At 60.8% G+C, this 20,859-nt stretch carries 19 protein-coding genes and 1 pseudogene; 14 read left to right on the top strand and 6 right to left on the bottom strand.

Annotated elements, in window-relative coordinates:
• Position 1 precedes the first annotated feature (1 nt).
• The 3 genes from NW814_RS01140 to NW814_RS01130 all read right to left on the bottom strand — a co-directional run bounded on the left by NW814_RS01140 (position 2) and on the right by NW814_RS01130 (position 2,745).
• Positions 2 to 892 (bottom strand): Sll0314/Alr1548 family TPR repeat-containing protein, encoded by an 891-nt coding sequence (locus tag NW814_RS01140; protein WP_414404860.1) that lies wholly within the window; start codon positions 890 to 892, stop codon positions 2 to 4.
• 36 nt (positions 893 to 928) lie between these two features.
• Positions 929 to 1,627 carry a HEAT repeat domain-containing protein gene (locus tag NW814_RS01135; RefSeq protein ID WP_414394134.1) on the bottom strand — a complete coding sequence of 233 codons (699 nt, stop codon included), beginning with the start codon at positions 1,625 to 1,627 and terminating at the stop codon, positions 929 to 931.
• A 338-nt stretch (positions 1,628 to 1,965) separates the two neighbouring features.
• Entirely contained in the window at positions 1,966 to 2,745 is a 780-nt protein-coding gene (locus NW814_RS01130) for an RNA methyltransferase (RefSeq protein ID WP_414404859.1), read from the bottom strand.
• 53 nt (positions 2,746 to 2,798) lie between these two features.
• Here NW814_RS01130 and NW814_RS01125 point away from each other — a divergent pair, with 53 nt between their 5' ends.
• From NW814_RS01125 to NW814_RS01100, 6 genes are all read left to right on the top strand, one after another.
• A complete protein-coding gene (locus tag NW814_RS01125) occupies positions 2,799 to 3,356 on the top strand; it encodes a hypothetical protein (RefSeq protein WP_414404858.1) in 558 nt (185 codons plus the stop codon).
• On the top strand, positions 3,353 to 4,258 hold the full coding sequence (gene lpxC / locus NW814_RS01120) for a UDP-3-O-acyl-N-acetylglucosamine deacetylase (protein WP_414394139.1): 906 nt from the start codon (positions 3,353 to 3,355) through the stop codon (positions 4,256 to 4,258). Before NW814_RS01125 ends, lpxC begins: the two co-directional genes overlap by 4 nt.
• Positions 4,259 to 4,344: 86 nt before the next feature.
• Complete coding sequence (fabZ, locus tag NW814_RS01115) at positions 4,345 to 4,845, top strand: 3-hydroxyacyl-ACP dehydratase FabZ (RefSeq protein ID WP_414394140.1); 501 nt, start codon at positions 4,345 to 4,347, stop codon at positions 4,843 to 4,845.
• 71 nt (positions 4,846 to 4,916) lie between these two features.
• Positions 4,917 to 6,512 carry a CocE/NonD family hydrolase gene (locus NW814_RS01110; protein ID WP_414404857.1) on the top strand — a complete coding sequence of 532 codons (1,596 nt, stop codon included), beginning with the start codon at positions 4,917 to 4,919 and terminating at the stop codon, positions 6,510 to 6,512.
• A gap of 73 nt (positions 6,513 to 6,585) precedes the next feature.
• Positions 6,586 to 6,846: a DUF6761 family protein gene (locus NW814_RS01105; RefSeq protein WP_414404856.1), complete on the top strand. Its 261-nt coding sequence runs from the start codon at positions 6,586 to 6,588 to the stop codon at positions 6,844 to 6,846.
• Between the two features lie 30 nt (positions 6,847 to 6,876).
• Positions 6,877 to 8,673 (top strand): hypothetical protein, encoded by a 1,797-nt coding sequence (locus tag NW814_RS01100; protein ID WP_414404855.1) that lies wholly within the window; start codon positions 6,877 to 6,879, stop codon positions 8,671 to 8,673.
• Positions 8,674 to 8,727: 54 nt separating this feature from the next.
• Here the strand turns inward: NW814_RS01100 and sufR are convergent, their stop codons facing one another.
• Positions 8,728 to 9,453 (bottom strand): iron-sulfur cluster biosynthesis transcriptional regulator SufR, encoded by a 726-nt coding sequence (gene sufR / locus NW814_RS01095; protein WP_414394150.1) that lies wholly within the window; start codon positions 9,451 to 9,453, stop codon positions 8,728 to 8,730.
• Positions 9,454 to 9,584: 131 nt separating this feature from the next.
• Between sufR and sufB the strand changes: the two genes are divergently transcribed.
• From sufB to NW814_RS01065, 6 genes are all read left to right on the top strand, one after another.
• Positions 9,585 to 11,021, top strand: coding sequence for a Fe-S cluster assembly protein SufB (gene sufB, locus NW814_RS01090; RefSeq protein ID WP_414404854.1), 1,437 nt, complete (start codon positions 9,585 to 9,587; stop codon positions 11,019 to 11,021).
• Between the two features lie 101 nt (positions 11,022 to 11,122).
• On the top strand, positions 11,123 to 11,896 hold the full coding sequence (sufC, locus tag NW814_RS01085; protein WP_414404853.1) for a Fe-S cluster assembly ATPase SufC: 774 nt from the start codon (positions 11,123 to 11,125) through the stop codon (positions 11,894 to 11,896).
• Positions 11,893 to 13,200, top strand: a complete 1,308-nt coding sequence (gene sufD / locus NW814_RS01080; protein WP_414404852.1) for a Fe-S cluster assembly protein SufD — start codon at positions 11,893 to 11,895, stop codon at positions 13,198 to 13,200. The genes sufC and sufD overlap by 4 nt, the downstream gene beginning before the upstream one ends.
• 247 nt (positions 13,201 to 13,447) lie before the next feature.
• Positions 13,448 to 13,894 (top strand): AbrB family transcriptional regulator, encoded by a 447-nt coding sequence (locus NW814_RS01075; protein ID WP_414404851.1) that lies wholly within the window; start codon positions 13,448 to 13,450, stop codon positions 13,892 to 13,894.
• A gap of 131 nt (positions 13,895 to 14,025) precedes the next feature.
• On the top strand, positions 14,026 to 15,411 hold the full coding sequence (locus NW814_RS01070; protein ID WP_414404850.1) for a 1-acyl-sn-glycerol-3-phosphate acyltransferase: 1,386 nt from the start codon (positions 14,026 to 14,028) through the stop codon (positions 15,409 to 15,411).
• A gap of 135 nt (positions 15,412 to 15,546) precedes the next feature.
• Positions 15,547 to 15,753, top strand: a complete 207-nt coding sequence (locus NW814_RS01065; RefSeq protein ID WP_414394160.1) for a hypothetical protein — start codon at positions 15,547 to 15,549, stop codon at positions 15,751 to 15,753.
• Here the strand turns inward: NW814_RS01065 and pyk are convergent.
• On the bottom strand, positions 15,750 to 17,591 hold the full coding sequence (gene pyk / locus NW814_RS01060; protein WP_414404849.1) for a pyruvate kinase: 1,842 nt from the start codon (positions 17,589 to 17,591) through the stop codon (positions 15,750 to 15,752). The genes NW814_RS01065 and pyk overlap by 4 nt on opposite strands.
• Before the next feature lie 161 nt (positions 17,592 to 17,752).
• Here pyk and NW814_RS01055 point away from each other — a divergent pair, with 161 nt between their 5' ends.
• Positions 17,753 to 17,995 (top strand): hypothetical protein, encoded by a 243-nt coding sequence (locus tag NW814_RS01055; RefSeq protein WP_414394164.1) that lies wholly within the window; start codon positions 17,753 to 17,755, stop codon positions 17,993 to 17,995.
• 90 nt (positions 17,996 to 18,085) lie between these two features.
• On the opposite strand, the gene NW814_RS01050 is transcribed toward NW814_RS01055, so the two are convergent.
• Entirely contained in the window at positions 18,086 to 19,594 is a 1,509-nt protein-coding gene (locus tag NW814_RS01050) for a UbiD family decarboxylase (RefSeq protein WP_414404848.1), read from the bottom strand.
• A 694-nt stretch (positions 19,595 to 20,288) separates the two neighbouring features.
• Between NW814_RS01050 and NW814_RS01045 the strand changes: the two are divergent.
• Positions 20,289 to 20,859, top strand: a pseudogene (locus NW814_RS01045) (hypothetical protein); the annotation flags it as partial.

The following is a 20,859-nucleotide window of genomic DNA, read 5'->3' as shown; positions in this document are numbered from 1 at the left end:
TTTAGGGAGAGGGAGTCGGCGTAGGCAACTGGACAGTCAGCCCACTGCGCTGGGCGGCGCGATCCCGCTCCATCTGGATCTGCTCCACCAAGGCTTTCGGCAACTGGCTAGAGGCCTGCAAAGCCTGGTCGAAAAGGGGAACCGCCTCCCGGTCTTGACCCTTGGCAACCAGGATTTGCGCCTTGAGGTAGTAAAGTTCAGGGTTGTTGCAGGAAACAGCAATTGCCCGCTCCACTGCCGCCAGCGCTTCGTCATGGCGCTGCATATCCCGGTAGGCCAGCGCTTGGCCGCGGTAGGACAAATACTCAGGCGCTGCTAGGCGAAATTGGTTCAAAGCCTTCTCCCGAAAGGTTAGCAGCAAGTCGATATAGCCGTTGAGAAGATTGAGCTCCGGGTCGCTGCTGTCTACTGCCTGGGCGGCGCGAATGGACGCAAACAATTGGTTGAGAGTGGGCAACGCCTTAGGCAAGCCGAGCACTACCCCTTCCCGCACCACCATGTTGGCCGCTTCCAACCCATAGCCCACGCCCTCGTACAGGTTGCCGCGCAAGGGATCCGTCTTCTTCAGCTCGGCGGCCACCTGGCGGGTTTGGGTGGCTAACTGGGCAAAAGCATCCAGATCCCCCTCCTGGTAGGCCAGCGCCGCTAGCAGGGCGTAGACCATCGGCTCTTTGGGAGAAGCTTGTCTAGCCTTCTCTAGCTTCTCCCGGCTCTGCGTGTAGCGGCCTGCGCAGAAGAACTCCTCAAAGGCACTAGCCACCTCTGGCTTGATGGGGCGGGCATTGGCCCCACTGCGGAAGGGATCCTGCGCCCAAACTGGCCCAGCCGCTGCCCATACCCAACACAGGATCCCTACCAGCTTGCTGACTCTGCTAAACCTGCGGCTTTTCATCCCCACGCCCGGGTCAATGCCAGTTTGACCTGCTTTTTACCGCAGCAGTTGGGCAATGGAGGCAATGGCTGCCTCCTGGACCAGCTCATCCGTCTCATGGGCCAGGAGCTCGTGCAAAGGCCGAAGGGCGCGCGGATCCCCAATCTGACCAAGGGCGCGAGCTGCCGCCTCCCGCACTGCCGGCTCCCTGTCCGCAAGCTTGGTCAGCAAAGCCGGCACCGCCTCAACCGCCCGCATCTGCCCTAGACGGTAGATCGTTTGCACTTGGGCCTCCAGAGGAGTTGCCGCCAAGCTAGGCTCGTATCCAGAACCCTGATCTACCGGGGCAATAGCCGAGAGAGCCTGCAGGGCCTCCAGGGCACGATACCGCTCCACCCCGTTCAGGTGCGGCAGTTGAGCCAACAGGTTGTCAAAAGCCTGCTGCACCGGATCGGCAGCTGACGCCTGCTCAACGATGCGGGCAAGGTTTTGGTTGGCCTGCAGCTGTTGCCAAGACTGGAACAGGGTTAGGCCGGCAACCACCAGGGCAGCATCGGCCAAAATCGCCAGCAGCGCCAGGCCACCCCAGATTTTGCTGCGACGGCTGAGCTTGCGGATCTGCTTATCTACGTAGACAAAAGCCTGGTGCTGCCGCTCCCAAAAATCGGGGGCTACCTGCAGGGTTTGGGCGCTGAGATCAGGGGACAGAAGGTTTTCCTCACGGGCCACCTCCAAGCTTTGCAGCCTCTGGTTCAACCGAGAAAAGTGCCTTGTCCAGAGCCACGTAAACATTGGATCCCATCCTCTCTCCGATCCTGCCACTAGAAGCACGCCCGCCTAACACGGCAAGCTAGAGACCCTGCTCGCCTCCCGTGTCAGGAAAAGTTTGCCGCCTTCCCCCTGCCGACGGGAGAACCTAAGCGCCAGGATAACAAAAGCTTCTGCCCCTCACCAGCCAGTCTTTGCAAGTTGCAACCCTGGCGGTTCAGGATGCTAGCGAATGGTCTGGGGTTGGGGCTGCGTACGGCTTTGCAACCGGGAGGAGCCGCCAGAGTGTACTGCCTGCCCGCCCCTATGGGATCCAAACCCCCGCATTAATCGTCTTGGGGGAGGTTTCGACGCCGGGCCGTTTGGCTCCATTGCAGTTGTCGCAAGATCCCGCGCAGCAGGGCCACCTCGGACACGGTCAAGCCGGCGCGGTGAAAGAGGGCGCGCAGCTTGAGCATCTTGCGGCGGGCCGTGTGGGGATACAGGTAGCCAATTTGCAATAGCAGCGCCTCCAGCTGGCCGAAAAAGCCCTCCAGCAATTCGAAGGGAGCTGGCTTGGAGAGGCCAGGGCTAGGCGGAAGCGGCGGATCTGGGCAAAGGAGGGTGCGCAGCTCGTAGCAGCAGATGCCCACCGCCTGAGCCAGGTTGAGGGAAGGGTAGGCCGGATCGGTGGGGATCTGGATTTGGCGATGGCAGAGGGCCAGCTCTTCGTTGCTCAAGCCCTGATCTTCAGGGCCAAACACCAAAGCCACAGGACCGGCGGCCAGTAGCTCAGGAAAGGCTTGGCGGGGAGATTGAACTTGCCACTCGGGGGGGTAGGGCTCGCGGCGGCCTGCAGTCCCGAAGACCTGGACACATCCCTGGAGGGCCTCCGCCAGAGTTGGCACTTGCCGGGCTTGGCGGAGCAAGTCGGCGCCATGCACAGCCATGGTAACTGCTTCGGGATCAAGGGGATCGCAGCGGGGATCCACCAAGACCCACTGTCGCAGACCCATGTTTTTCATCACGCGGGCAATGGCGCCCAGGTTGCGCGGCCCCACTGGTCGCACCAGGACAATCCGCACCTGGGCCAATTGCTCCTGAACCCTGGGGGAGGGTGTCTGCATCGCCTGGGGTTACGGATAGAGTAGAGGAACTAGATCCTGCCACAACTAGCCCTATGGGATCTGCTTACCGCTGCTGGCTAGGCCTGCTGTGTTTTGTGCTGCTGGGGCTTTGCTGGGGATCGGCGGGGCTGGCTGCGCCGGAAAGACTGTCCTCCACCTTAGAGCCGGCCCAGGGGGTTTCTCTAGCGGAGGCGCGACAGCGGTTGGAAACCATTGCCGAGGCGATGCGCTCAATTCGCCTTTGCAACCGTCCCAATTGCCGCTACCGCGATATTTCCGTCGAGGTACATCCCATAGCAGGAGCCGAGCCCCCGGAGTACGAGGGCAGGATCGACGCCACTATCGACCGTCCCTCTGGCAGCTTTGACAGGGCCCGCTACCGGCTGCGATTCCAGGGAGGGCGTTGGCAGTTGCTGGGAGGCGAAGAGGTGTCCGATGTCTCCTCCTTCTTCTTCGAGGGAGATAGCTGCGAGGTGTTCAGCGCCTACGGCACTCGCAGTCGCAAAGCCAGATTGGCAGACGCCAGCAGCAGCCTGCGCGTGGGCTACCGGGAGCTGTACTACCGGGTTTTCGACCAGGGCCAAGAGCGTCTTGCGGCAGGAGCCCCATGAGAAGTCAACAGCGCACCTTGGCCAGCTCTATTTCCCTAGAAGGCGTCGGCCTGCACACCGGCCTGCCGGTCCGCTGCAGTCTCCACCCGGCCCCCGCTGGCAGCGGTCGGGTCTTCGTGCGGGTGGATCAGCCGGGCTCCCCTCCTATCCCTGCCCAGGTGGGATCCCTAGCTCCTGCTGCCCTCTGCACCCGCCTGCAGCAGGGATCTGCTCAGGTGCAGACGGTGGAACACCTCCTAGCTGCCCTTTACGTTCTGGGCATCGACAACTGCCGCATTGAGGTAGAAGGGCCAGAGCTGCCGATCCTCGATGGCTCGGCCCTGCCCTTTGTGGAGGCCATTGTCCAGGCCGGGATCTTGGCCCAGGAGCAACCCGCCCTGGTGGGCGTGGTTCAAGAGCCGGTTACCGTCTGGGCAGGGGAGGCTTTTGTCAGTGCCCTGCCCCACCCCGAGGCCCGCTTTACCTATGGCATCGAGTTTGCCGACTCTCCCATTGGCCAACAGTGGCTAAGCTGGAGGGAAGATAGGCCGGATTTTGTCTGCTCCATCGCAGCGGCGCGTACTTTTTCCCGCCAGCAAGATGCGGAGCTAGCCCGCCAACAGGGGCTAATCCAAGGGGGCAGCCTGGAAAACGCCATTGTCTGTACTGCAACCGCGTGGCTGGGACCCCTGCGCTACCCCGATGAGCCGGTGCGCCATAAGCTGATAGATTTACTAGGAGATCTCAGCCTGTTGGGCTGCCGCCTCCAGGGGCACATCGTGGCCTACAAGGCGGGGCATGCTCTGCACCACCGTCTGGCCAAACAGTTGCTAAGGAGCGGATCCCTCCAGATTCAGGCGGAGGCAACACCAGAAAGGGATCCTGGCTGCCACGGCAAGCTGGCCTCTCTCCTGCAGTCTTGACAGGATGCACTGCCCGCTATCGTGGGACTAGGCTGTTTCCCCTCTAGGCTTTGAGGTTGGTCTTCCAGCTCTTTTTGGGGTTTGCCATGTCCTCCGACGTCTGTCCTCCTCCCCCTCTCTCGGCTGAAGCAGCGGCTCAGTTGGCAGCTGCTCCCCCCGTTTTCACTACAGACCAAATCCTGGAGATTCTGCCCCACCGCTATCCCTTTTTGCTGGTGGACCGCGTGGTGGAGTATCTCCCAGGGCAACGGGCAGTGGGCCTCAAAAACGTCACCTTCAATGAGCCTTTTTTCCAGGGACATTTTCCCAACCGCCCCATTATGCCCGGTGTCCTCATTGTTGAGGCCATGGCTCAGGTGGGAGGGATCGTCCTGACCAAGCTGCCGGATGCAGCCGGGCGCCTAGCTCTTTTTGCCGGCATCGATGGGGTACGCTTTCGCCGCCCCGTCCTGCCTGGAGATCAACTGCTGCTGTCAGCTGACCTGCTCACCATCCGGCAAAAGCGCATCGGCAAGATGTTCTGCCGGGCTCAGGTGGGGGGGCAATTGGTTACTGAAGGCGAGCTGATGTTTTCCTTGGTGGACTGAGTAACCTGTAGGAAAGCCTCACCGCGCCCCTCCAAACCATGCTGCCTGTACGTCCCCGGGAAACGGTTTCCATGTTAACCCGCGATGGGATCCAACTGGATGCGGATATCTATCGCCCCGAGGGGGAAGGGAGCTATCCGGTTTTGCTCATGCGGCAGCCCTATGGCCGGGCCATTGCTTCGACAGTGGTGTACGCCCATCCGCGCTGGTACGCAGCCCATGGCTATATTGTGGTCATCCAGGATGTGCGTGGGCGAGGCACTTCCAAAGGCTCCTTCTACCCCTTCCGCCACGAAGTTGAAGATGGGTTCGACGCCGTCAGCTGGGCGGCTGCTTTGCCAGGGAGCAACGGCGTGGTGGGTATGTACGGCTTTTCTTACCAGGGCATGACCCAGCTGTATGCCGCCTCCGCCCGTCCCAGCGCTTTGAAAACCATCTGCCCGGCAATGCTGCCCTACGACCTTTACGCGGATGCCGCCTACCCCGGGGGAGCCTTTGCCTTCTACAACAACCTCAGTTGGGCCCTGCAACTGGAAGCCGAGGGAGCACGCCGGCGGGGAGATGCCAGTGCCTATCAGGCCCTCTTCAAGGCGTCGCGCAACCTGCCCCTCCACGACCCTATCCCCCTCAAGCCGGGCATGCTGCAGCAATATGCGCCCCAGTCTTATTACTTCGACTGGCTGGATCACAGCGAGCCGGACGACTACTGGCGCCAGCTCTCCCCTCGGCTGGAGGCGGTGGACCTGCCAATGCTGCACATTGCCGGCTGGTTTGACAGCTACCTGAGTGGCAGCCTACGCCTCTACAAGGAGATGAGTGCCCGCAGCCAAAACCCCCAATACCTGGTTGTCGGGCCGTGGGCCCACCTCCCTTGGGGGCGCAGGGTGGGAGCGCTGGATTTTGGCCCTGAGGCCGTCAGCCCCATCGATCGGCTGCAGGTGCGCTGGTTTGACCAATTCCTCAAAGGCAAGGACACAGGGATCCTCCAAGAGCCGCCGGTGCGCCTGTTCGAGATGGGCTCCAACCGCTGGCGCACCCTTGAGGCCTGGCCCAACCCTGAGCCAAAAGCTCTTTACCTGCACAGCACTGGCCTAGCTGCCCTTTCCGAACTCGAGGGATCCCTCCGCCCGGAGCCCCCGCCGAGGCAGCAGTCGGATACTTTTGTTCACGATCCCTGGCGACCGGTACCGGCCCTGGGGGGTCACCTGGTTTACCCTGCCGGACCCCAAGAGCGCTCCGCCGTCGACTGCCGCGCCGATGTTCTTACCTACACCACTCCCCCTCTAGAAACCGACCTCCTCCTGGCGGGGGACATCACGGCAGAGCTCTACGTCGAGGCGGACAGCCCCAGCTTTGATCTCTGCGCCGTGCTCTCGGTGGTGAGGCCGGATGGCCAGGTGTATAACTTTTCCCAGGGCTACCGCCGTCTGCGGGATCCCCAGCCCAATGTCCCCATTGGGATCCCCTGTCAGCCCACCTGTATCCGCATTCCCCGTGGCCACGCCCTGCGCCTTAGCCTAAGCGCAGCCTGTTTCCCTGCCTACCCCGTTAACCCAGGTACAGGCCAGCGGGAGGAGCGGCAAATGGAAGGCCGCATTCTCACCCTGACTCTTCACAGCGGCGGCAACACGCCTTCGCGGCTAATCTTGCCCGTTCTTGAGGAATAGTGCGGCTTTGCAATCTCTGCTTAACAAACGAAAATCAAACGCTAGGATGAGACCAGGTGGGCAAAAGATCGCCATGTTGCAGGACCCAAAGCTAATCCGGCACTATCAAGCTCTAACCGATGCGCTGGTGGACAGTTGGCATCGCGGCTATCAGCGCATTGACGAGCTACGGCTGCTGGTGGACGGCTACCTGCTGGCCTTGCGAACTGGCAAGCAATTAGAGCCCTTTGAGATCTACCGCCTCGAAGATGAGGTCAACCGCTTCCTCTACGATCCCTCCAACTTCAGGGAGCCAGAACCGGAGCGGGAGACGGAGAGAACGCGGGGTTACTAACTTATCGACCAGTGGGCTGAGACCAGTCCTATGGCAGTCTGGGATACCCTGGCCACTTCCCGGCGCCCAGCTCTATTGGGATCTGGCCTCGGCCTGGGAATAGCCCTGACCCTCTGGTACGGGGCGTTTGGCTACCACGTACTGCAGATTGGGATCTGGCTGCTGAGCATTTTGCTGGTGGGGCTGTATGTGGCCCAGTTTCCCCCGGCTCAGCCCCCTTGGGATCCGACGCGGCTGCGCTGGCGCCAGGAGCTGCTGCACCTGGGGCTGTTGGCGTTGGTTTTTGCTCCCCTCTACCTCTACGACCTGGCCAACATCCCTTTTCAAATCAACACCGACGAGATTGTCATCACCTCCATGGCTCGTCGGGCTTCCGGGGTGCGCTACCCCGATCTCTTTGGGTTGATGCCAGAGTACTTCTATTTCCCCCGCTTTATGTTTAGCCTCTTTGGCGGCCTGACGCGGCTGATGGGAGGAGTCACCCTGGTCAATGTGCGCACGGTGCATGCCGCCTTTGGGGTGATTACTATTCTGGTGGCCTACGGGTTTTTTCGGTCGTTCTGGAACTCCCGGCTGGCCTTGGCAGGAGCGGCCCTTCTGGGATCCAACCACGCCTTGTTAGGCATTAGCCGCATGGCCATGCGGGAAAACCTGATTGTGCTGGTGGAGTGTGCAGCTCTGGCCCTGATCTTGAAGGGCGTGCGGGAAAAAAATCCCCTGCTTTTGTATTTGGGGGGAGGGGCAGCGGCTTTCTCCCTCTACGGCTATTTGCCAGGGCGCGTGGTGATCCTGTTGGGACTCCTGTTTGGCGTTCTGTACTGGCTCTTGGGGCGGGAGGATCTGCAGGCCAACCCCGTTTGGACCCTAGCCAAGCTGACAGTGCCGGCAGCGCTGGGATTTTTTCTGGTGGCCGCGCCCATTCTGGTAGCCACCGCCACTGCCCCCCCAGAAAGCGCCGAGTATGCCCGCCAGCAATTTCTCTTTTTCCCCGAGGGGCGGGCGCTGCAGCAAATGTGGGTGAACGCGGCTACGCCGGCAGAGGGGGTGTGGCGCAACATCCGCAATGGCCTGAGCATGTTCAACGACCCCAGCCAGCACGACCGGGGCTATATCTATCCCAACTACGGCCATGCCTTTGTGGATCCCTTGACAGGGATCTTGATTTGGCTAGGGCTGGGATCTGGGCTCTACCGCGTCCTCAGGGGGCGCAGCCAGCCGCACGACTGGCTCTGTATTGGCAGTTTCCTGTTTCTTTACCTGCTCTTTAGCCTGGCTATCACCAAAGCCCCCAACTATACCCGCCTGCTCGTGATCCTGCCCTTTGTAGCCTACCTAACCCTGGAAGGGATCCAGACGCTGGCCGCTCCCCTGGAACGTTGGGGATCCACCGTAACAGCAGCGGCGATGGCGGGCACCATCCTCCTCATTGGAGGCTGGAACTTGGCCATTTGGGGCGACTTTGTCCACAAGGGCTCGACGCAGGGCAACGACGTGGGAGCCACCGGGCGCTACGTGGCCGCTCGACAGAGGGATCCCAACCACCGCTTCTATTTGGCTGCTAGCGCCGCCTACCCCTATTTCAGTTGGGGAGAGCCTGCCTACTGGCAAAGTTGGATTCAATTTTTTGCCAGGCAAGAACAAGAGGTGAAGGTTTTTCCCCCCGAGACGTTGCTTAGCCAAGACCTAGAGCCGCCGTTTACCCTGTTGATGAACGAGGGGGTATGGGAGCAGCAAGGGGCAGCGCTGCGGCGACGCTTTCCCAAGGGTCAGCTGCATCGGATCCCAGCAGAGCGAGGGCTGTGGGCCTTTGAGGTGGCGGATCCTTAAGACTATGGCTGCTCTTGCCTGTCTTCTGAAGGCGTCACCTTCTCGGGGCTGGGCCTAGGAAGGGATCCCTGCGGAGGAGCCTGGCTTGGCAATCCAGTAGCCGCACTGGTGCTCCCCGTTAACTTGCCAGCTGAGGCGCTCCACCCGACAATCGGGCAGAGCGGCGGCAAACATCTCCAGCTCATGGCCGCAGACGCTGGGAAAACGCTGGGCAATCTGGGCAATGGCGCAATGGTGCTCCACCAGGACGTACTGCTCGACATACTGCTCAGAGCCTTCTGCTGGCCTGGGGGCAGCCAGGTGGTTGGGATAGGGGTAGTACTCGGCCATGTAGCCTTCTGCCTGGCGCAACTGTACCAGGCGCTCTAGCCGCTCGGCCAGGGATCCGGATCCCATCTGGGCTTGGTACTCCTGGGCTTTGCGTTGCCACTGCTGCTGGAGCAGGGATCCCATCTGTTCGGCTCCCAAGGTTTCGGCCAGCGTGTTGAGTAGGCCCAGGGCAAACTCGTCGTAGCGGGCAGGGAACTGCGCTTCCCCCTGGGGGCTAAGCTGATAGAAGTGCTGGGGACGGCCCAGGCCGCTGGGTTGAGCGACATGGCGGATCAGTCCCTCCGCCTCCAGATCCTTGAGGTGGCGGCGAATGGCCTGGGGAGAAATGCCCAAGTGCTCTGCTAGGGTTTGGGCAGTAGCCTGTCCTGCCTTGCGCAGGTAGATCAAAATAGCCTGCTTACTGGAAGTAGGCTGGGTAGCCTGGCCGGCGATCCTACGTGCTCGGTTCACCGTTGTCCTCCTGCCTATTTTGACAACGGGATCATTGCTAAAGTAACTTGAGGATTAGTTAAGCAACAACTATGTTGTTTTAGTTGCCCATCTGTTCTTGCGCGCTTCTAATCCCTACTTGAGAGCCACCCATGTCTAAGAGCGTCCGCGCCCTGGTTAACCAGCCCTACAAGTACGGCTTTGTTACCGACATCCCCTCGGAATCCATCGGCAAGGGCCTAAACGAGGACATCATTCGCCAAATCTGGGCCAAGAAGGGGGAGCCGGACTTCATGCTGGAGTTCCGGCTGCGAGCCTACCGCCAGTGGCTGAAGATGAGCGAGCCCACTTGGCCAAACGTGACCTACCCCCCCATTGACTACCAAAACATCGTCTACTACTCGGCCCCCAAGGTGCGGGAGAAGAAAAAGAGCCTGGACGAAGTGGATCCGGTGCTGCTGGAGACTTTTGAAAAATTGGGGATCCCGCTGTCTGAACAGAAGCGACTGGCCAATGTAGCGGTGGACGCCATTTTCGACAGCGTCTCGGTGGCCACCACCTTCCGGGAAAAGCTGGCCAAGGAAGGGATCATCTTCTGCTCCATGTCGGAGGCGCTACGGGAGTATCCCGAGCTGGTGCGTAAGTACTTGGGCACGGTGGTGCCTATTGCCGACAACTACTACGCGGCGCTGAACTCGGCGGTATTTAGCGACGGCTCCTTTGTCTACGTGCCCAAGGGGGTGCGCTGCCCCATGGAGCTCTCGACCTATTTCCGTATCAACAACAGCGAGTCGGGCCAGTTCGAGCGCACCTTGATCATTGCCGACGAGGGATCCTACGTCAGCTACCTGGAGGGCTGCACGGCCCCCATGTTCGACACCAACCAACTGCACGCGGCGGTGGTGGAACTAATTGCCCTGGACAACGCCGAAATCAAGTACTCGACGGTGCAGAACTGGTATGCCGGCGACGAAAACGGCAGGGGCGGCATCTACAACTTTGTTACCAAGCGCGGCCTCTGCCAGGGGGTCAACTCCAAGATCTCCTGGACGCAGGTGGAGACTGGCTCCGCCATCACCTGGAAGTATCCAAGCTGTGTGTTGGTGGGGGAAAACTCGGTGGGCGAGTTTTACTCAGTTGCCCTGACCAACCACTACCAGCAGGCCGATACCGGCACCAAGATGATCCACATAGGCCGCAACACCCGCAGCCGAATTATCTCCAAAGGGATCTCGGCGGGGCACTCCAGAAACAGTTACCGCGGCTTGGTGAAAATTGGGCCGAAGGCAGAGGGCGCCCGCAACTTTTCCCAGTGTGATTCGCTGCTAATTGGGGATCAGTGCAGCGCCAACACCTTCCCCTACATTGAAGTGCAAAACAACACCGCCAAAGTGGAGCACGAAGCCTCAACCTCTAAGATTGGAGAAGAGCAGTTGTTTTACTTTCAGTCGCGCGGCATCTCTCCAGAGGATGCTGTGTCTATGATCATCAGCGGCTTCTGCCGGGAGGTGTTTAACCAACTGCCCATGGAGTTTGCCGTCGAGGCAGATCGCTTGCTGAGCCTGAAACTAGAGGGATCTGTTGGCTAGATCCCCAGCAAGCTGAATTGGCCATTGTCGGCTTACTTTAGCTAGCTGCGCGATCCCAGGGTGAACGCTCGTCTGGAGTTCATTCAAGAGCAACCGCTGAGATGATCCGGGAAAACAGCCCTGTCATTTTATCTGTCCGCGATCTCACCGCTGCGATCGACGGCACCCCTATCCTCAAGGGGGTAAACCTGGAAGTTCGGGCTGGCGAGATCCACGCCATCATGGGGCCAAATGGCTCTGGGAAAAGCACCTTCTCCAAGATCCTGGCCGGCCACCCGGACTACCGGGTAACCGGGGGTGAGATCCTCTATCTGGGCAAGGATCTCTTGGCCATGGAACCGGAGGAGCGGGCCTGGGCTGGGATCTTTTTGGCCTTTCAATACCCCATCGAGATTCCAGGGGTAAGCAACTTGGATTTTCTGCGGGCTGCCTACAACGCCCGGCAGAAATACCGGGATCAGCCGGAAATGGATCCCCTCGAGTTTGACGACTTCGTGCGCCAAAAGCTGGAGCTAGTCAAAATGGATCCGGCTTTTTTGGAGCGCCCCGTCAACGAGGGGTTTTCTGGCGGCGAGAAAAAGCGCAACGAGATTCTACAGATGGCCGTGCTGGAGCCGACCCTGGCCATTTTGGACGAGACGGACTCTGGCCTCGACATCGACGCGCTGCGCATTGTTGCCCAGGGCATCAACCAGCTAGCTGGCCCCGAGAAGGCCATACTCCTCATTACCCACTACCAGCGCCTGCTGGAGTATGTGACCCCTGACTATGTGCATGTGATGGAAGGGGGGCGCATTGTCCTCAGCGGGGACAAGAGCTTGGCGCTGGAGCTGGAAAAGCGGGGCTACGACTGGCTTAGGGAGGAGGTGGGATGAGCGCTGCGGTGCCCAAGTCGTCGGTTGGAGAAAGCGACGCTGCCAGTTTTGGCCGCTCCTTTCTGGAGCACATTCTTAGCCAAATCCCGGAGGTGGAGGACTCCCACGCCACCCTGCGACAGCAGGCCCGTGCCCAACTGGCGGAACTGGGGATCCCCACTCCGCGCGAAGAGGACTGGAAATACAGCGACCTCTCGCCGCTAGTGGCCCACGCCTTTCGCCTGGCCGGCCCTGGGGAGGAGAATTTGAACCGGGCCACTCTGGAGCCCTGGCTGTGGTTGGAAAGCCGCCACAGCTATGCCGTCTTGGTCAACGGCTACTTTGCCCCCCACCTTTCTGACTTGAGCGGCCTGCCGTCGGCGCTGCGCCTTGCTCCCCTCAGCCAGGCTGCCTCTGGAGGGTTGCAAACCATCGCCAAGGTCGATGTCTTCAGCGCCCTCAACACCGCCCACCTAGGCGGCGGGATCCAGATTGAGCTCTTGCCCCAGCAGGAGATCTTGCCGCCCTTGCATCTACTCTGGATAACCGTGGCCCCTGAAGGAGAGGCGGTTTTGGCCCAGCCCCGCTGCCTGCTGACTTTGCCAGCCTACAGCTCCCTCACCCTAATTGAAGACCACCTTTCCTGGGGCTCGGGGATCCCCTTCAGCAACGCGGTTACCGAGATTGCCCTGGAAGAAGGATCCCGCCTGCACCACGTCCTCCTCCAGCGGCAGGGATCCCAGGCCTTTCACATCAACCAAACCGCCGTGCGCCAGGGCCGCTACAGCCACTACCGGCTGCAGGCCCTCCAGTGGGGATCCCAGTTTTCCCGCCACAACCTGGAGCTGGCCCAGGTGGAGCCCCAGGCCCACACCCACCTGCAGGGGCTGACCCTGTTGAAGGGATCCCAGCACAGCGACACCCACTCCCGCCTGCGGCATCAGGCCCCCCAGGGCAGCAGCCGCCAACTGCACAAGTGCATTGTCGACGAGACAGCCCGTGCCGTCTTCAGCGGGCGCATTCTGGTCAGCCGAGAAGCCCAACTGACCGACGCGGCCCAAACCAACCGCAACCTCCTCTTAAGCCCCAAGGCGCGAGTGGATACCCGGCCCCAACTGGAGATCTTCGCCGACAACGTCAAATGCACCCACGGAGCCACCGTGGGCCAACTGGAGGCGGAAGAGATCTTCTACCTGCAAAGCCGCGGCATTCCCTTGGCCCAAGCCCGCCAACTGCTCACCTATGCCTTTGCCGCCGAGATCCTAGAGGGGATCCCTGTGGCTCAGCTTCCCTCCCTAGTAGCCCAGCAGTTGGCGCCCGGCTAATTTCCGGAAAAGATGAGCACTTGCCGCTAGCTGAGGCCTTCTTCTAGCCGTCTTGCCAAGCCATTTGGGCAAAACAAATCCCCTCTCTCTGCTGCTTTATCCAGAGCCAGAACACCCATTGAACGCCCAATTGAGAAGAGCCTTTCTCCCCTAGAGTAAACACGACCTGGAGCGGAGCTGCAAGCTTTTGGTTGCAGAAGTACTTCAGGAGGTTATGATCCTAGAGAGGGCTGTAGGGTATTAGAAAATGTTGGATATACCACCACAACCCCTAACTGGCAAGGCTCTCTTGCAGAAGATAGAAGCTTTGGGGCACCTTCCGCGCCGGGAAACGGCAAAGCGCTGTGGCTACGTAACCGTGACCAAGAACAACAAGCTCCGCGTCAACTTAAACGCTTTTTACGATGCGGTGCTAGCGGCAAAAGGTCTCAGCCTCGGCCCAAGTAGCCGTGAAAAGCGCGGTCGCGAGCCCTCTTTTCGCGTCAGCGTTCACAAAAATGGGCAGATCATCATCGGGTCTGCCTACACCAAGCAGATGAATCTCAAGCCTGGCGATGAGTTTGAGATCCACCTAGGCTACAAGCACATTCACCTCAAGCAGGTGTTAAACGGCCAGGTCATGGAAGACTCAGCCGCAGGAGAAGCTGCCCCCAAAAAGACACGGGGCCGCCGGAAAAAAGCAGCAGGAGGTTGAAAACCTTCTGAGGAGAGGGACTCCAGTTGAGCAACTGTTGCAGCGGGGCTTTTTTGCCTCTTCGCCCTCTTTAAGAGGGGATCCAAAGCCTAGGTTCACCAAGCGTGCCAACCCTAGATTTGAGGATCCCTATGCCGCAGACGGTTCAACCTCCCCTCCAGTTTCTGCCGCCACGATTGACGCCTTGGGTGGTTCGTTTTGTCCAAACCGGCTTGCCTTTTTGGTTGCGCTGGACCAAAGGGATCCCGCGCGTTGAGGTGGAGGGAGGGGAGCGCTTGGCTCAGCTTTATCAGCAATTTGAAGCAGGCAAGATTCGCTTGTTGGTAGCCTTTCGCCACCCCACCCTCGATGACCCTCCCTGTCTGCTGTACCTGTTTGCTCACCTTTTGCCTCAGGTGGCCCGGCAACAGGGGATCCGGCTGCGGCAGCGGCCCCACGTCCTGTTTGTCTACGACCGCGGCCTGCCACTGTGGCTGGGGGCCATTGCCAGTTGGGGCTTGCCCCGGCTGGGCGGGATCCCCATTCTGCGGGGCCGTCTGGATCGGGCAGGGCTGAAGAGTTCCCGCGAGCAGCTAGTCTCGGGCCCCTATCCATTGGCCGTGGCACCCGAGGGAACCATCAACGGCATGAGTGGGCTGCTCAACCCCCTGGAACCGGGAGTGGCCCAGTTGAGCTTTTGGGCAGTGGAAGATCTGCTCAAGGCGGGGCGGCCAGAGGAAGTGCTGATCCTACCGGTGGGCCTCTGCTACCAGTACTTGAGGGATCCCCGGGCAGCCCTCGACAGGTTGCTCCGCCGCATGGAGGCCAACTGCCACCTGCCAACCGGGCGCTCAGCCCATGTCGGCAAAGAATCTCTCATGGCCCGCTTGCTCCGCTTGGCTGAACACCTCATTCAGACCCTGGAGAACTTCTACGAGCGCTTCTATGCCCCCACTTTGCCTGCGGCAACTTGGGCCAAGCGGGGAGAAGGAGGGGATCTGCGGACACGTCTGCAAAGCTTATTGGATCTGGCTTTGCGCGTGGCTGAGCAGCGCTTTGGCTTGCAACCTCAGGGAGACCTCATCGAGCGGCGACATCGCCTTGAGCAGGCAGGCTGGTCTTGGATCTACCGGGAAGATATTCCCGATGTTGCTGCCCTCTCTGCAGTAGAAAAAAGCCTAGCCAATCGCCTTGCCGCTGAAGCCACTTTCCACCTCTGGCACATGCGCTTGGTGGAGACCCTAATGGTATTTGCCGTCCGCCCTCTGCCTGAGCAGCCCAGCCCGGAGGAACTGGCCGAAACCGCCCTGCGGCTGTGGAACCTCCTGGCTTGGATCAAAGGCCAGAATCCCTTGGTTGCTCCTCCTCAGTTGGGGCCGCGGCTAGCCCATTTCCGCATCGGGGATCCCCTCTCCGTCTCAGAGCGCTGGCCCACCTACCAGGCCAACCGCCGGCAAGCTATCCAAGCTCTGACCCAGGATCTGCAGGCAGCAATGGAGCGGCTACTGCCCTCTCCTGTGGCCATCCCTGCGGGCTAACCCAAGCGAGCGTCCAAGAAGTTTTTTTAAGGCATTCTGGACAAACAAGACAAATCTTTGCATTAGGAGAAGGGAAGCTTCTGGCTCTTGCGGTAGAAAGATAGCAAAAAGGATCAGAGGGGTTGGCCTTCGTCGATGTCTGAAGAGCTGCTCCGCGCCATTCGCAAACGCGACCTCGAGGCCGCTACACTGGCTGTCCAGCAGCTGCGTTCCCAATGGCGTCTCAGTGAGGCAGCAATTACCTCGATGGTGATGGTGGCCGTGGAGCGGTTAGCTTGGGATGAAGGCGATCGGGCCGCCGCCAGGTGGCTGTTGCGCCGCTGCTCCCGACGACGGCGCTAGAAACCTAAACCGTCGCTGCCGGCAGTAACCAGGCCTCTCTCCGCGTCCAAAGTAACAATAGCCCCGTCGCGGATGAGGCGCGTGGCATCTTTAACCCCCACCACCACAGGTACTCCCAGTCGCAGAGCAATTACGGCTGCGTGGGAGGAGACGCCGTCCTCTTCAGTAATGACTCCAGCCGCCTGCTTGATCGCCTCTACATAGCTAGCATCAGTGGCGCGGGCAACCAGGATATCGCCAGGGGTAATCTTGCTGGCCTCAAGGCCGGAGCGGAGAATACGGGCAGGGCCGCTGACGGTGCCTTTGCCAAACCCTCTGCCTCTAGCTACCACCGCCTTCACCACTTCTACCTTGATAAGGTCAGTGGAGCCGGAAATGCCCGGCAGGGTGCCGGCAGTGAGCACCACCAAATCCCCGTCCTTGAGCAGGCCTTCTTCCTGGGCTACGTTAATGGCGGCTTGAAGGGTCTGGCGGCTGGTAGGCAAATCCAGAACCAACAGCGGGCGTACCCCCCACACCAACTGCAGCTGCCGCGCCACCTCCACATGGGGTGTTACGGCCAGGATGGGAGTGCGCGGGCGAAACCGCGAGACATTGCGGGCTGTGGCTCCGGTTTTGGTTAGGGTCATCACGGCTACCGCGTCCAGCTCCTCGGCAATTTCCCCCACGGCGCGGCTAATGGAATCGGCTATCAGGGCTTTGGGACGCAGCGAATTATCCTCGGCACAGCTACCCCTAGTCTGGCTCAACTCTTGCCGGGCAAGAGCGCGCAGGTGGTGGCGGCGATCCGCGTAGAGGGGATTAAAGTAGTCCTGTTCGATGCGCAGGGCAATGCGGGCCATGGTGGCCACCGCCTCGACAGGATACTTGCCCACCGCCGTCTCATTGGAGAGCATAACGGCATCGGTGCCGTCCAAAATGGCATTGGCTACATCCGAGATCTCAGCGCGGGTGGGGCGAGGGCTATGGGCCATGCTGTCCAGCATCTGGGTAGCGGTGATGACCGGGATCCCCAGGCAGTTGGCCATGGCGATGATCCGCTTCTGCAAGATCGGCACCTCTTCTGCCGGCAGCTCCACGCCCAGATCTCCCCGCGCCACCATCACCCCGTCGCTAAGAGCCAGGATCTGGGGCAGTTGCTGGATAGCCTCGTGTTTTTCAATCTTGACGATGATGGGAACTCGCTTGCCAGCGGCAGCCATCAGTTCCCGCAGCTCCAGGACATCCGAGGGATCCCGCACAAAGCTGAGGGCCACCCAGTCGACCCCTTGGTTGAGGCCGAAGTAGAGGTCTTCTTTGTCTTTTTCGGTAACGGCGCGGATGCTGAGGCGCACGCCGGGGAAGTTCACTCCCTTGTTGTCGGAGAGGGTGCCGCCGACAATGGTGCGGCAGAAGAGCTCGCCCGCTGCCGGATCCACCGCCTCCACGCGCATCTCCACTCGACCGTCATCCAGAAGGATGGTTGCTCCTTCCGGCACCTCTTGGGCCAGCCTGTCGTAGGTAACCCAACTGCGCTCCTGCGTTCCCAAAATGGGTTTGCTGGTGAGGACAAACGGATCCCCGCTCTTAAGGGTAATCGGGCCTTCGGCAAACTTGCCCAGGCGGATCTTGGGCCCCTGCAGGTCTTGCAAAATGGCAACCTGGATCCCCAGATCCATCGCCGTTTGGCGGATCAGGCGAATGCTGCGGCGGTGGAGATCGTGATCTCCATGGGAGAAGTTCAGGCGAAGGGTAGTTGCCCCTTGCAGGATCATTTCCCTGAGAATGGCTGGATCAGAGCTGGCGGGGCCAAGGGTAGCCACAATCTTGGTGCGTCGAAAAGACTCGCTTAAGTGCATGGCAATCTTTCCCAGGGAGAGCAGATCAAGATTGTTCCCCCACGCAGGGATCTCCTTGATACGATAGCCCGTAGTGTCTTTTTTGAGACCTTGCTTTCTAAGATTCCCAGTCCAGGAAAATGGGCTGAGCGCAGCTTCAAGTTTGGGTTGGGAGTGAAGCCATGCCGATAGCTTCTGAATACGCCTTTCCCTTCGAGCACCACCAAAAGTTTTCCCTGGATAACCCCACTATCTCTAGCCCTGGCGTCTCCAAACGAGAATACGTGGCTAGCAGGCTACTGCAAGGTATCCTGAGCAACTCCCAGACCCCCGTTGGCAACTTGTCTCCTGAGCAGCGCCAGGCCCTAGTCTATACGGCGGTGATGCTGGCAGACGAGCTGTTAGCCGCCCTTGGTGCCCAGTAGGCTTAGGCCCACCCTCGCCACAGCCCACTGAAGGCAAGGGTAAGCAACCCAGAACAGCGCTTGTTGCACCCGCCAGCCTCTTAGCCACCTCTAGAACTCGTAGCCAAATAGGCGCGGATCCGCCGGCTGCAAGTTGAGATCGGCCAGGCCGTATTCCGCCCAGCGGCGATCCACCAGGCGGGCCACTTCCGGATCCGGGGCAAGGGGTTGCCGCCAGGGGGTGTCTGTTTCCGGCGGGATCTTGGTCGTGGCGTCGATTCCCATTTTGCCCCCCAGGCCCCGCTTTTCGGTGGCAAAGTCCAAGGCGTCGAAGGGATTGTCCGGCAAGATGAACACATCCCGCTGCGGATCCACCCGCGAGCACAGACACCAAAGCACCTGCCGCGGATCCCGCACGTTGATGTCCTTGTCCACCACGATCACAAACTTGGTGTAGCTAAATTGAGGCAAGGCGCTCCAAAAAGCTAGGGCCGCCCGCCGCGCTTGGCCGGGGTAGGCCTTGTCAATGGACAAAATGGCCACCTTGTAGCCCAGGCCCTCCATCGGCAAAAAGAAGTCCACGATCTCCGGCACCTGCTGCCTAAGGATGGGGGTGTAGATGCGGTTTAGGGCCAGGGCCATCACGTCGTTTTCCTTGGGGGGCTTGCCGCTAAAGGTAGTGAGGTAAATCGGATCGCGACGGTGGGTGAGGCAGTGGAAGCGAATTAAAGGAGCCTGCTCGTTGCGAGGGCCGTAGTAGCCGATGTGATCCCCGGCGGGACCGTCGGGGGCCACCTCCCCTGGGGTTATGGTGCCTTCCAAGACAATCTCGGCGTGGGCCGGCACTTCCAGATCCACCGTTTTGCAGCGGGCTAGGGGCAATCCCTCTCCGGCGTAGAGGCCGGCAAACAGCCACTCGGAGAGATCCACCGGCAAGGGCGTGGCCGCCGCCAGGATCACGGCGGGATCTACCCCGATGGCCACTGCCACTTCCAGCTTCCGGCCCAGGGCCGCCGCCTTGCGCAGATGCCGAGTTGCCCCCCGCACCGACAGCCACTGCACCGTCATGGTATTGCGGCTTTGCAGTTGCAGGCGGTACACCCCCACATTGGGAATGCCATTTTCCGGATCTTTGGTAACCATCAGACCCAGGGTCAGCACCCGCCCAGCGTCGCCGGGATAGACCCGCAACAGGGGCAGTTGCGTGAGATCCACCGCCTCATCGCGCAGCACCACTTGCTGGCAAGGAGGGAGCAGCTCCCGGCTGGGTCGAGCTTTGAAGACGCGGAACAGCGCCTGTCCCAGCTCCACCGCCTGGGCAAGGTCTTTTGGCGGGCGCGGCTGGTAGAGCAAGGCCAGCTTCTTTCCCAGCTCCTCCAACTCTTGCGGCCGCTCCATCCCCAGCGCCCAGCAGATGCGCTCCACTGTGCCCAGGGCGTTGATGAGCAGGGGCATGGAGGATCCCTTGACCCGCTCAAACAGCAGCGCCGGGCCACCGCAGGCCAAGAGGCGATCGGCAATTTCGGCAATTTCCAGCTCGGGATCCACCTCGGCGGTCACGCGGCGGAGCTGGCCACGGGATTCTAGGAGGGCAATGAAGCGGCGCAGATCTCTGGGCATGAAGGGAGCACTTGCAGAAGCTGAGGGTCAACCTGCAGGGCAGGCCGGATGTCTTCCTCCAAGGGCAGTACTGCTGTGCTCTCGATCTTGGCCTCTCTTGTAGGCAGGAGTCCACTCTCCTGGCTTTACGGCCAACTGCCTAGCAGCAAGGCAAAGCAATTTGCCAGGACCCCCGGCATGGCAGTAGAGTAGCCTCAAGTCTTGCCTGTGAGGTCAGCATGTTGTCCATCCCGCCAGGGCTGCGCTCCCGTTGCTTCTGGGCAGGGATCCCCCTAGCTTGCTCTTTGGCCTTGGGGATCTGCTGGAGGGCTGCGGCTCCCTCTTCCACCCAGGATCTTTTCCCTCCCATCCCTACTCCGCCACCACCCCTGCCTTCTCCTAGCGGCACGCCTGGCCTTCCGCCCTGGTGGCCCCGTGAGCAGTCGCCCCAGGAGCAAGGTTCTCCCTACACTGTGGTCTTGTCGGGCTTTTTGCAGGGGTTGGCTGCCTAAGGAGGGGCTCTCTCGCAGCAAGGGATCCTCCTCTAGACAGCCAAAGGCAAGCTGCTGGCCGAGCACCTCTTGGATCAACCCTTGCCGGTAGGAGCCTTGGATCAGTTGGCCCTCAGCCTGATGGCGCTAGAGACCTGGGGCTACGAGCATCGCTTTACACCACCGGCTATCGCTCCGGCCAGCGCCTGAAGGGAGACTTGGTTGTGGTGGGGGGCGGGGATCCCTATTTCCGGGAGACCAATGTCGTCGAGCTGGCGCGCCACCTGCACGGCCTTGGCATTCGCCAGATTGACGGCGAGGTAAAGGTGGTGCCCCCCTTCCGCTTGCTGGGCCAGCCCGACGCTCTAGCTAGCGCCCGCCGGCTTACCGAACTCCTTCGGGATCCCCAACAGCCCTACCCTGTAGCCCTCGGCGGCTCTGGATCAACGCTAGAGGAACTGCCTGCTGAGCTCCATTGCCTGGTTAGCTATACCTCGCCGCCCTTGGGATCCCTGCTGCAAATGCTCAACAGCAACATCGACCGGGCCATGGCAGCAGCCCTGCTGGCGGAACTGGGAGGCCCCAGAGCCCTGGTGGAGTACCTGCGGCGGCGCTTGGTACAGGAACTGCATCTCTCCCCCCGTGCCCTGACCCATCTGTGGCAGCATCTGCTGGCAGCCCCACACGAGAATCCAGCGCGGATCCTACCTGTAGCCGGCCTTGGCCACAGCCCCCTGCAGCTGCGCACCCTGCTTCCGGGCACGGTCGCCCAGGTGGGATCGGCCCCCAATTGCC

The sequence above is a fragment of the Synechococcus sp. R65.1 genome, from assembly GCF_047461755.1.
In the GTDB taxonomy this organism is placed as follows: domain Bacteria; phylum Cyanobacteriota; class Cyanobacteriia; order Thermostichales; family Thermostichaceae; genus Thermostichus.
This window is presented reverse-complemented; position numbering and strand designations above follow the sequence as displayed.

Coding starts and splice junctions, on each gene's coding strand:
- NW814_RS01140 (WP_414404860.1), bottom strand. CDS start 892: ATGAAAAGCCGCAGGTTTAGCAGAGTCAGCAAGCTGGTAGGGATCCTG.
- NW814_RS01130 (WP_414404859.1), bottom strand. CDS start 2,745: ATGCAGACACCCTCCCCCAGGGTTCAGGAGCAATTGGCCCAGGTGCGG.
- NW814_RS01125 (WP_414404858.1), top strand. CDS start 2,799: ATGGGATCTGCTTACCGCTGCTGGCTAGGCCTGCTGTGTTTTGTGCTG.
- lpxC (WP_414394139.1), top strand. CDS start 3,353: ATGAGAAGTCAACAGCGCACCTTGGCCAGCTCTATTTCCCTAGAAGGC.
- fabZ (WP_414394140.1), top strand. CDS start 4,345: ATGTCCTCCGACGTCTGTCCTCCTCCCCCTCTCTCGGCTGAAGCAGCG.
- NW814_RS01110 (WP_414404857.1), top strand. CDS start 4,917: ATGTTAACCCGCGATGGGATCCAACTGGATGCGGATATCTATCGCCCC.
- NW814_RS01105 (WP_414404856.1), top strand. CDS start 6,586: ATGTTGCAGGACCCAAAGCTAATCCGGCACTATCAAGCTCTAACCGAT.
- NW814_RS01100 (WP_414404855.1), top strand. CDS start 6,877: ATGGCAGTCTGGGATACCCTGGCCACTTCCCGGCGCCCAGCTCTATTG.
- sufB (WP_414404854.1), top strand. CDS start 9,585: ATGTCTAAGAGCGTCCGCGCCCTGGTTAACCAGCCCTACAAGTACGGC.
- sufC (WP_414404853.1), top strand. CDS start 11,123: ATGATCCGGGAAAACAGCCCTGTCATTTTATCTGTCCGCGATCTCACC.
- sufD (WP_414404852.1), top strand. CDS start 11,893: ATGAGCGCTGCGGTGCCCAAGTCGTCGGTTGGAGAAAGCGACGCTGCC.
- NW814_RS01075 (WP_414404851.1), top strand. CDS start 13,448: ATGTTGGATATACCACCACAACCCCTAACTGGCAAGGCTCTCTTGCAG.
- NW814_RS01070 (WP_414404850.1), top strand. CDS start 14,026: ATGCCGCAGACGGTTCAACCTCCCCTCCAGTTTCTGCCGCCACGATTG.
- NW814_RS01065 (WP_414394160.1), top strand. CDS start 15,547: ATGTCTGAAGAGCTGCTCCGCGCCATTCGCAAACGCGACCTCGAGGCC.
- pyk (WP_414404849.1), bottom strand. CDS start 17,591: ATGCACTTAAGCGAGTCTTTTCGACGCACCAAGATTGTGGCTACCCTT.
- NW814_RS01055 (WP_414394164.1), top strand. CDS start 17,753: ATGCCGATAGCTTCTGAATACGCCTTTCCCTTCGAGCACCACCAAAAG.
- NW814_RS01050 (WP_414404848.1), bottom strand. CDS start 19,594: ATGCCCAGAGATCTGCGCCGCTTCATTGCCCTCCTAGAATCCCGTGGC.